We start from the raw sequence: 3,182 nt of genomic DNA on the forward strand, positions 1-3,182 counted from the left end.
CGAAGGATCACACGGTGACCGCGCCCACGTTCACAACGGGGCCGGCCACCGAGCGGTTACACCACTATGCGGGACGCCACTCACGCCCGCAACCGTTCACTTTTCGAACACCGGATCCGTTCAGAATTCGAGCGCCGCCGACATCACCCGCGAGGAGGGCAGCAACGAGGCAGGCGGCCTACGAGTGCTCCAGACGGATGCCGCCCCCGCCCGTCGAGTACGGCTTGACCCGTCGAGGCTCCCCTGTCATCCGGCTCGACAATGTGGACAATGCACTGTTCGCCGTCGTCGGCGACACGCCCAGCGGCGGCGACTCTTCGGACGGAAAGCGGGATCGTGCTTTCGGAGAGCACCCTCAAAGCGGCGAACTCAGTTTCAGTGAGCGTCGCGTGAAGCGTCTCTCCCGCCGTAGCCATAGGACGGGAAAATGCGCGAATCAGTGCCGAGTCGTAGCCCTTCCCCGCGCTCAGAAGACGATGGTGTGGTTGCCCTGGCGGATGACGCGGTCCTCCGCGTGCCACGCCACGGCCCGGGAGAGCACGGCGCGCTCCACGTCGGCGCCGCGGCGCTGCAGGTCCTCGGCGGTGTCGACGTGCGTCACGCGCACGACGTCCTGCTCGATGATCGGGCCCTCGTCCAGGTCCTCGGTGACGTAGTGCGCGGTCGCCCCAATCAGCTTCACGCCGCGCTCCTTGGCCTTGCGGTACGGGCCGGCCCCGATGAAGGCGGGCAGGAACGAGTGGTGGATGTTGATCACCGGCACGCCGACCTTCTCGAGGAAGTCGCCCGAGAACACCTGCATGTAGCGGGCGAGCACGACGAAGTCGACGTTGCCCTCGAGCAGCTTCAGGATCGCCGCCTCCGATTCGCTCTTGTCGGGCCCCGCCTGCGACGGCACGTGGAAGAACGGAACGCCGAATGTGCGGACGTCCTCGGCCGTGTTGGTGTGGTTCGAGATCACCATCGGGATCGTCACGGGCAGCTCGCCGCGGCGGTGACGCCACAGCAGGTCGAGCAGGCAGTGGTCGCTCTTGGAGGCCAGGATCGCCATCCGCTTCGGGACCGACTGATCCGTGAGCGTCCACTCCATGCCGAACGGCTCGAGGGTCTTCGCGAGGTCCGCCTCGATGTCGCCCATCGCCGCGATCAGATCCAGGCGGTGGAACACCACGCGCTGGAAGAAGTCGCCGCCGACGGGGTCGGAGGAGTACTGGTCGAGCGTGACGATGTTGCCGTTGTGGCGCGTGATCAGCGCGGCGAGCGCCGCGACGATGCCCGGCTGGTCCGGGCCGTGCACGATCAGGCACGCGCGATCGATCAGCGCGGGGTTTTGCACGGTCATGCGGACACCTTCGCCTGGTAGTCGCGGGCCCACTCGGCCGTGGCGCGCAGCCCGCCGAACGCGTACATGTGCAGCTTCACGTCACCGGCCTTGGGGTCGGCGGCGACCAGGTCGCCCAGCTCCGTCACGAAGGTGTCCGGGCCGGCCGTGCCGAGCAGGTTGGTGAGCGAGAAGCCGTACTTCTTCACGATCATCGCGTTCGCGCCGACGCCGAAGCGGCGCGCGAAGCTCAGCAGGCGCTTGATGCCCGCCGGGCCGGGGGTGCCGATCCGGATGGTCGCGTCGATGCCGCGGTCGCGGACCCCGTCGATCCACTGCATCACCGGGTCGGTGTCGAACGCGAACTGCGTCAGGATCACCGCGCCCAGGCCCTGGTCCTTCAGCGAGGCCGCCTTCTTCTCGAGGTGGTCCCACAGCACGTCGGTCGGGATGTCGGGGTGACCCTCGGGGTAACCCGAGATCGACACCTCGCGCACGCCGTACGACTGCAGCACGCCGGAGCGGATCACGTCGAACGCGCTTTCGTACGGGCCCTCGGGCGTCGCGGGGTCGCCGCCGACCGCGAACACGTGCTCGGTCGCGCCGACCTGCTGCAGGCGGTCGAGGAACTCCTCGAGCTGGGCCTGCGACGACAGCCGGCGGGCCGAGATGTGCGGGATCGGGATGAACCCGGCCTCCTTCACCGCCTTCGCGGCGGCCACGCGCATCTCGAGATCCTCGTTCCCGAGGAACGTGACGTTCACGCGCGTTCCCTGGGGGATCACGTCCTGCGCCTCGTGGAGTCCGGGCACGTCCTTGCCCGTCATCTCCAGGGAGTAGTCGGGCTCTTCGCAGATGAGGGGGTAGGTGGTTGAGCGCGTCGATGGTGGGATAGGGGTCGAGGCCTCCCGAGGATGGAAGTTCCTACACTCGCCATCCGGAAGACCTCGACGTGCTCCACGCTACCTTCGTGACTCCTGACCTGACGGTGTTCTGCCGTCTCGATGAGCTCGGCCTTGTGGCCGTTGGGCAGCGGCTCGAGCCGGATCGGGCGGTGATCGAGTGCCGGGTCGCGGAGCCGGATCCGTGGTGCCGGGGCTGCGGCAGTCAGGCGCTCTCGCGTGGGACGGACACACGTCGTCTCGCGCACGAGCCGTTCGGGCATCGCCCGACCGCGCTGCTCGTCCGCGTCCGCCGTTACAAGTGCTCCGGGTGCGGGCGCTCCTGGCGGGAGGACATCACCGCGGCGGCGCCGGAGCGGGGGAAGCTGTCCCGCAGAGGGATGCGATGGGCGCTCGAGGCGCTCGTGATCGATCACCTCACCGTTGCCCGCGTCGCTGCCGGTCTCGGGGTGTCCTGGCACACCGCGAACGCTGCGGTCCTCGCCGAAGGTAAGCGCGTGCTGATTGATGATCCGGCCCGGTTCGACGGCGTCCGGGTGATCGGCGTCGACGAGCACGTCTGGCGTCACACCCGATTCGGGGACAAGTACGTCACCGTGATCATCGATCTCACCCCGGTGCGGGAGAAGACGGGCCCGTCCAGGTTGCTGGCCATGGTCGAGGGTCGCTCCAGGCGGTGTTCAAGACGTGGCTCGCGTCCCGTCCCCGGCACTGGCGGGACGGGGTTGAGGTCGTCGCGATGGACGGGTTCACCGGGTTCAAGACCGCCACCACCGAAGAGCTCCCGGACGCGACGGCCGTGATGGACCCGTTCCATGTCGTCCGCCTCGCCGACGACGCGCTCGATGTCTGCCGCCGCCGCGTCCAGCAGCGCCTGCACGGGCGGCGCGGGCGCAAGAACGACCCGCTCTACAAGGCCCGCCGCACCCTCCACACCGGCGCGAGGCTACTCACCGACC

The 3,182-nt window shown here is 68.7% G+C and carries 2 protein-coding genes and 1 pseudogene; 1 reads left to right on the forward strand and 2 read right to left on the reverse strand.

Features of this window, described 5'->3' with window-relative positions; all coding sequences use genetic code 11:
- Window positions 1–466: 466 nt before the first annotated feature.
- Both purU and IEX37_RS15790 read right to left on the reverse strand, forming a co-directional pair.
- Window positions 467–1,342, reverse strand: coding sequence for a formyltetrahydrofolate deformylase (gene purU / locus IEX37_RS15785; protein ID WP_188757330.1), 876 nt, complete (start codon window positions 1,340–1,342; stop codon window positions 467–469).
- Window positions 1,339–2,148, reverse strand: a complete 810-nt coding sequence (locus IEX37_RS15790; protein ID WP_188757331.1) for a methylenetetrahydrofolate reductase — start codon at window positions 2,146–2,148, stop codon at window positions 1,339–1,341. Before IEX37_RS15790 ends, purU begins: the two co-directional genes overlap by 4 nt.
- Before the next feature lie 125 nt (window positions 2,149–2,273).
- Here IEX37_RS15790 and IEX37_RS15795 point away from each other — a divergent pair.
- A pseudogene (locus IEX37_RS15795) lies at window positions 2,274–3,182 on the forward strand (ISL3 family transposase); the annotation flags it as partial.

Source organism: Microbacterium album (assembly GCF_014643695.1).
Taxonomy (GTDB): domain Bacteria; phylum Actinomycetota; class Actinomycetes; order Actinomycetales; family Microbacteriaceae; genus Microbacterium; species Microbacterium album.

Excerpts from the sequence above, each read along its gene's own strand:
- purU (WP_188757330.1), bottom strand. The coding sequence starts at position 1,342 with ATGACCGTGCAAAACCCCGCGCTGATCGATCGCGCGTGCCTGATCGTG.
- IEX37_RS15790 (WP_188757331.1), bottom strand. The coding sequence starts at position 2,148 with ATGACGGGCAAGGACGTGCCCGGACTCCACGAGGCGCAGGACGTGATC.